The sequence below is a fragment of the Clostridium sp. CX1 genome, from assembly GCF_025398335.1.
Lineage (GTDB): Bacteria > Bacillota > Clostridia > Clostridiales > Clostridiaceae > Clostridium_AM > Clostridium_AM tanneri.
The window spans coordinates 25,830-33,167 of the sequence record NZ_JAODOO010000026.1 but is presented as its reverse complement, the minus strand read 5'-3'; the positions used below and the strand labels follow the sequence as shown (position 1 = coordinate 33,167).

Annotated in this window: 5 protein-coding genes; all 5 read right to left on the bottom strand. The window is 28.4% G+C overall.

The window, feature by feature from the left end; translation table 11 throughout:
• Nucleotides 1-14 precede the first annotated feature (14 nt).
• The 5 genes from N4T77_RS19070 to N4T77_RS19050 all read right to left on the bottom strand — a co-directional run bounded on the left by N4T77_RS19070 (nt 15) and on the right by N4T77_RS19050 (nt 7,300).
• Nucleotides 15-1,607, bottom strand: coding sequence for a recombinase family protein (locus N4T77_RS19070; protein ID WP_261673460.1), 1,593 nt, complete (start codon nt 1,605-1,607; stop codon nt 15-17).
• Between the two features lie 191 nt (nt 1,608-1,798).
• On the bottom strand, nt 1,799-3,301 hold the full coding sequence (locus N4T77_RS19065; protein WP_261673459.1) for an Eco57I restriction-modification methylase domain-containing protein: 1,503 nt from the start codon (nt 3,299-3,301) through the stop codon (nt 1,799-1,801).
• A gap of 93 nt (nt 3,302-3,394) precedes the next feature.
• On the bottom strand, nt 3,395-4,129 hold the full coding sequence (locus N4T77_RS19060; protein ID WP_261673458.1) for an MAE_28990/MAE_18760 family HEPN-like nuclease: 735 nt from the start codon (nt 4,127-4,129) through the stop codon (nt 3,395-3,397).
• On the bottom strand, nt 4,116-5,312 hold the full coding sequence (locus tag N4T77_RS19055; protein WP_261673457.1) for a DUF262 domain-containing protein: 1,197 nt from the start codon (nt 5,310-5,312) through the stop codon (nt 4,116-4,118). The genes N4T77_RS19060 and N4T77_RS19055 overlap by 14 nt, the downstream gene beginning before the upstream one ends.
• 404 nt (nt 5,313-5,716) lie before the next feature.
• Nucleotides 5,717-7,300 carry a diadenylate cyclase gene (locus N4T77_RS19050; RefSeq protein WP_261673456.1) on the bottom strand — a complete coding sequence of 528 codons (1,584 nt, stop codon included), beginning with the start codon at nt 7,298-7,300 and terminating at the stop codon, nt 5,717-5,719.
• Nucleotides 7,301-7,338 lie beyond the last annotated feature (38 nt).

The window sequence follows — 7,338 nt, the reverse complement described above, 5'->3', positions numbered from 1 at the left end:
ACAATGTTATAAGTTTAAATATTTATAGGTAATTTAGGATATAGAACCAGTTCAAAGTCACTCATATCGCCACCTCTGCGGCCATCTGCAGTTTTGGTATAAACAGCTTTAGAAACTACTTCTTTTAATAATTCATTTTTTAATTCTGGATCATCTGTAGCTCTATATAATTCAAGCACCTTTTCAATTTTAGGAATAATTATCCTTTGGCTTTTATTTTTTACTTCTTCAAATTTAAGATCATTAAGAAGAGCTTCTTTATCCTGTTGAGATTTATTAATTTTATCATTAATAATTTTCGAACGTTCTAAAAATTTATCAACAGAATATATACCCTGTTCAAGTAAATCGTGAATATTTTCCATCTGTTTTTGAAGGTTTTTAAGTTCATCATCAAGAGATTTAAGAGCCTTTTTCTTTACATTTAGTTGAATATCATCATTATTAGTTTCATCATTTACTTCCCATTTTAACTTATAATTTTCTAGCCAATTTTCAAGAGCCTGCAGTAATCTATCTTCTACAAAAGACAAATGGGAGCTAACATTAGAGCATGCTGTAGCAGGACATAATATGGTAGCAGGCAAATTCTTTTTACTATATGGTCTCCTTACCAGTTTACGTCCACATAGACCACAAACAATTAGTCCAGCAAGAGGATTAGTTACTTTATGATTCTTTGGACATGGATTTGAAGGATTATTTGCAAGATATTCCTGGGCAAGCCCAAAGGTATCATTGTCAATTATAGCTTCATGTAATCCATCAACAAGTATCCAATCAGCAGAATTTGCTCTAGGTCGTTCCTTTACCATTTGTCCATCAACCATCTTCTTTCTTTCAGGACGAGAGTTCCAACGGATTTTACCTATGTATACAGGATTACGTAATATCCCTTGAATAGTGGAGTTAACCCATACATCACCCTTTTGTGGAGGGATTCTCATATCATTTAACTTTCTAACTATAAGACCTACTCCTAATCTTTTATACTCTCCATTTTCTTGTTTCTCACCTTTAGTATAGAGTTCAAATATCATCTTTACAATATCAGCTTGTTCGGGATTAGTTTCTAAAGTATAACCCTTTTGTCCTTCAAGCTTTTTTCTATTATACCCGTAAGGAGGTTTAGTTCCTAGATACTTTCCTTCCTTTACAGACTGAACCCTTCCACGTTGAAGTCTTCTATTTATAGTTTTATACTCTCTGCGGCTCATGAAAAGTCCGAACTCAAAGTATTCTTCATCATACTCATTATTTGGATCATATATCTTCATTGGAGTTATTATCTTAGTATTGGAATATTTGAAGGTTTGTGCAACTATACCCTGGTCTATGGTGTCACCACGGGCTAAACGTTCAACTTCCATTACTAAAACACCATCCCATATGCCATTTTCGACTTGAGAAAGAAGTTGTTGCATAATAGGCCTAGCTGCAATAGTTTCACCAGAAACAATTTCTCTATATATTTCCGTTATACTAAGCTTTAAGCGTTTCGCAAGGTCAAGCAAAACTCTTTCATGCCTAGCCAAGGTTTCACCTTCACCTCTGGACTCTGCTTCCATATCAGCTCTAGATTTTCTTAAGTATAAACAATAAGACATAAAGCATCCAACCTTTCTAAAAAAATAAGACTAAACTATTAAGTTCAGTCTATTTTGCAAGTTTTAGTGCTGTTACCTATTATACCTTTAATAACTGCAAGATTTTTGATAATGTATCTATTTTATTAAGTATTTCTGTAGTTCTTGTTACATTCCTTGGCTGTAAATGATCATTTCAGTTTGTAATGAAATTATAACACATTACAGTACTTATTTAAAATATTAGAGCAAGTATTTTTATCAAATTTATTAGCATCAATTATATTTATCCCCATTTCTTTTATTAAGTTTATGCCAGGGAATTTAATATTATTAAAATCTGAGACATTTATAGTATGGTTAGCATTAATTAGCGAATATAATTGATTAAAATAATTAGAATTAATGTAACAAAACAAACCGTAGCATTCTTCAATTGATAGTTCCTTTAGTGGATCCTTGCTATGAAAATATAAAAGGTTGTTATCTATACCTAGTAACTCATGGTTAAAAAAATCCTTCTTAAGAACTGCAGAAACAATAGGATCTTTATCATCCTTTGCAGTTACCTTTCTTAACAGTAAGTAATTTGAGTTTTTTACTAGATTTTTAGCTTTTTCACTAATAGACTTATTATGAGTTTTTCTTGTATTTTCTCTATGATAATAAATAATTTCATTTTCTAAAATATCTTTGCCAACTAACAATGGTGCAAAAGAGGATTCATAGGATTTATCACTCAAATAGCTTTCATTTCTAAACTGCACTATAGGACCAACTGAAACACTAATGCCTAACTCATCCAATGAATATTTAAAGTTTTCAATTTGCTCTAATAACGATATATCATTATTATTTTTAGGTATAAGTAAAGAATAATTATCTTTATTATATATAATTTTATCTAATGTACTATAATGCTTAAATCTGCCATTATGAGATATAGTAATATTATTGTCAACTTTGGTATTAACAAAAGTAGATATTATAACTTCCTGATTTGTAAGTTTAAAAATATTTCTATTATCAAAAGAATGAAGACTTTTAAGTGAAAAGTTATTAAAGGCATATTCTCTGAGTTTTTCATTATACATACCCATTAAGTAACTTCTTGGACTAATAACTGTATACACACCATTAGGCATAAGGAGCTTTAAGGACAAGGCGATAAAAAGTGCATAAATGTTAGGCTGTCCGAAAACTACTTCTTTTAAAGCTACAGCTTCTTCACACGTTTGATTGACTTTTTTAAACGGTGGATTGGATATTATTAAATTATAACCATTTTTTAATTTTGTTGAGTGCCATTTTTGTGAGTTTTTTAAAATAAAGTTTTCGTTATGCACGCGAGTATTTAATGAAACTGAAGTATTAGATTTAATATATCTTTTTAATTTAAAAAGGTTATCTCTAAGAATCGAGCATAAATCACTATTAATTTCATATGCATCAATATTAATAAATTTTATATGTGTGTTTTTTATTAAATAAAGCACTGTTGTTAGAATTAAAATCCCACATCCTGCAGAGGGCTCTAGTATTCTAATATCTTCTAAAGAATTAATGTATTTTAGATCAATTGAGTCTAGCATTTTATTTGCTATATCTATTGGAGTAAAAAACTGAGAGTTATTTTTTAGGTATTCTCGCGACTTAGTTGATAAATATTTAGTTTGTGATTTTTCAAATAACTCATATAGTTCAAATTCATTCATTAGTGTAATCTCCTCAACTTTCTTTCTATAAATAAAGTTTACTATAGCTATGAAAAAATAGCTATAGTAAACTTTAGGATATGAATTTTTAATTTAAGAAGATACAGATCTTTCCGCATAATATGAGTGTTGAACCCAATTATAGAAGCCAGTCCTCAATAAGTCAATAAGCTCTTTTATGCATTCATATTCTTCATTCCACTCATTTAAAACCTTGTCTAAGTGTTGTTCATTTAGAGTATCTCTTAAGTAAAAGAATGAACTATCATTCCCATCAATTGATCCATGAATAATATCATTTCTTCGTTTATAGTATTGTCTAATTTTAAAGTTAAGGCTTTGGAATTTGTTAACAATAGATTCCTCAAAGTCTAAAAAGGATAGTAATTCGTAAAAGTTTTCATCATGCTGAATGACTAAGGATCCTTGAGTATAATTTTCAAAAAAGTTTAGATTGTTGTTTAAAAAATTATCTACACAATTATTAATTCTTTGGGTAAAATCAAGAAAGTTATTTAAGTTTCTAAAATAGTATATGTTTAGTCCTAAAAATAAAGAAAAATACTTATTCTTTATTTTTATTGATGATTTGTTAAGACTATTTAAATATATAGGGATAAGGTTAAACATATTCTTAACAAAGCCTTCATACTGAGAGTACAGTGTTGGGATGTTGCTTCTAATTTGGTGAAAACGGCAAGAAACATCTAGAGATTCATTGTGAGCTAAAGTATTTAAATCATTTAAGTACTTTAATCTTAAAGAAGAGTTTCTATCTAATTCATTAAGAAACTCCTCTGCAGATAGACTAGACTTAGTTACTGCCAAAACTAAATAACTCCCTTGCATAATCTCTTGCCCTTATCATTCTCTCAGTTGATTTCATAACAGTAACTCCATTTTTAGCATAGAACTCTTTTGTAGTAACAATTGATTTTATAGCATCTATGACTTCAGATTTAGACTTTGAAATTAAATCTTCAAGGTTGTTATCTATAAGTAGTCCCCAAATGATTGTTTCAAAAACCAACCAATTAAATCCACCTTTAAATTTGGAATCAGCAGAGTTAAATACTCTAAAATTATAATCATAATCTACGTTAGAACTTAAAAATTCAATTAACTTATTAAATCTAGCAATATCAGAATTTATGTCAATATCCTTACTCTTTAATATTTTTTGAATGGAGTTATCAATAAATATATCTATATTTGACTTATAATCTTTATACAACTTTTCCAAGTTCATAATATCATAGTATTTTAAAATAATGTATCTTGAAAGGACTTCCATTTTAAAGCCCAATGCCTCTTTCTTTTGAGATAACGATAAGAGATTAGAATAAGCTTCATTATTACAATATTGATCCATGCTGTTAAATGCATTTTTATTTGTCATCAATATTAAGACGTTTCGTATTTCTTGGTCACTTAATTTACTACCACCTGTATTTAATCTACGGAAAACCTCATAAGTCGTATTTTCTTCTACATTTTTATCAAGAATAACTATAATATTTAAAGCTGATCTTCTAAAATCTAACTTTGTGGAAGCATCTAAGCTCTTTTTATTTTCTTCATCAATTTCCCATGTGACACCATTAATATTTTTAAGAACTCTTCCAGTAGTTAACACTAAAGGTTCATCAGGTTTATCACGTTGAGCATCAGTAACGTCATTATCTTTATTTAAAATTCCAGTAAATCTGTATATAGTAGATAGCCTTTGTACTCCGTCAACAACTTCCCATTTTCCATTTTTGTTTTGGTATACGAAAATAGGCGGAATAGGATAGCCTAATAAGATAGATTCTATAAAATCACTTTGTTGTTCATCTGTCCACCTAAAAAGACGCTGATAGTCAGGTGAAAGATTCAACTCCGTAGATTCGTATAAGCTCATCAACTCACCTACAGACATCCTCATTTGATCTACTAAGACTTTTTGTCTTTTAGTTACGATTTCATCTCTAATTACGTTTTGAAGATTTTGGTCTATTGTATTATCCATAATATCACCTCAATATTTTATAAAAATTTTAATTTAATAATGTTAAAATGTAACAATATTATAATACTACAAAAAAATTCTCAAACCAACTGGTCTGAGAAATGTATTTTCTTTAAGCATTCAATTACATGAAAAATAATAATCTATTAACTTTATTATGGATTATAAGATTAATCTACTTTTATTGTTTTAGTCTTATAAATATCCCTAATAATTATACACTATTTATAGAATTCAAATATTGGCTTACATTGCCGATTTTGATATAGTTTTTTTAAAGAAAAATGTTATATAAATAATAAGGGTGTTCCTATTAATGTTATAAATAAATGACCTATAAATGTTATCGTTGTTGGAACTGCTATAATAATAATGGATATTAGTATGTATGTCCTACAATCTAGCTATATCTTGAATATCAAACTTTTATCCTTAAATAATTCTATATCTCCATCCTCAGATATCTTTATGGCTAAGCCGTGTACTGAGGCTGAAATAGCAGCATTAGTTCTTGCTCCGAAAGATTTATTTTGGGTATCAACATTTTTGTTATTTACAATCTCACCATAGGTAAGTATATTTAAATTGTTATCTAGTACTGTTGCACCATCGACACCAGCTACTAGGGAAAGTATATAACTATCAATTTCGTCAATACTCATACATTTATTTGTCTTATCCCAAATAAGAGATTTATAGTAGTTGGCCGTAGTACTTATTTTAATCATATCTTTGGGAATGTGGTTATAAATATCGGCTTTATTTAATTCTTCATCATCTGTATTTGATTTGAGAATTATAAATAGTCCACCAATATTTTGTTCTGACATTTGTCTGATGATTGAAATGAGTTTGAAAACTTTATATATTTCTTGACTAACATACTGTGCTAAATCACTTGGCTCATTCAATATTTTAAGTAAAGCTATGTCTGGAATGTGCAAGTATTCAAATATATAACTACTTAATAGGATAAAGTGTTTCAGTCTCCACTTACCATTTTTCATTGTAAGAACATAGTTATTATTAAAATACCACTGAATTTCTGTACTACAGATTCTAATATATTTTATATGATCAGATGTTTCATTTTTGTAAGTATTCAAGTAGTCTTCTAGTTTTTTGTGAAACTCCTCTCTATAGTTTTCTAAAAGTTTAATAAAAGCATCTGAGGTTTCTTTAGTTAAGCATGAAGTGTTATCATCATCTTTAGAAGATGTAATTACTTTTTCGGTTATTTCGTCAATATGTTCTTTATAGCTGTAACCAACTAGGTCTTTAATATAAGACATTGAATAGTGGCAAAATAACTCATATTCAATATCAAAGTAATTATTTAAAACAATGTCTTCTATACTTTTCTTATCTTTTATCTTTCTAGCAAATCCTATGACATAGAAATCTTTATCTAAAACTAAGGCAAATGATTTACTATTAATTAGTTTTATCAAAGGTTTCTCTTGATTAATTAACTCCTCAATATATATTTTATGTTCAATAGGCAGGTACTCGATTTGTAATTCTTCAAATCTTTCATTTATTTTGAGCATATTTTCCATAATAAATATACCAAGATTTATTGGAGTTGTTTCATATGTTTTAATGCTTATATCCTGTAAAAAATTTACGAATCTAAATATATGATCATGGTTATCGGGGTGGGACAGATCTACATTATTAAATAAAAGCCCTAGTGAACTATCCTCAATAAAGTTGTCTAGCATACGCTTGGTAATGTATTCAATTTCATTAAAGTAATAATACATGTTTTTCTTCATTACCTCTGCTATTTCGGTTCCGAGGGTTTCATTAAGATAACTATTCTTAGATATAGATTTTAGCCTTAATGATAGGTCATATTCTGAATCATTATTAATATCATCAACTTCTAAAACTAAATCAAGATTAGAGAACTGTTTTATAGCTTCACTAGTTTTGGTACTAACTTCATTTACTATCTTGGTAAACTGTTTATTTTTATTCTTCAATATAATCACCTCTAACATATAAAAACACAACATAAACT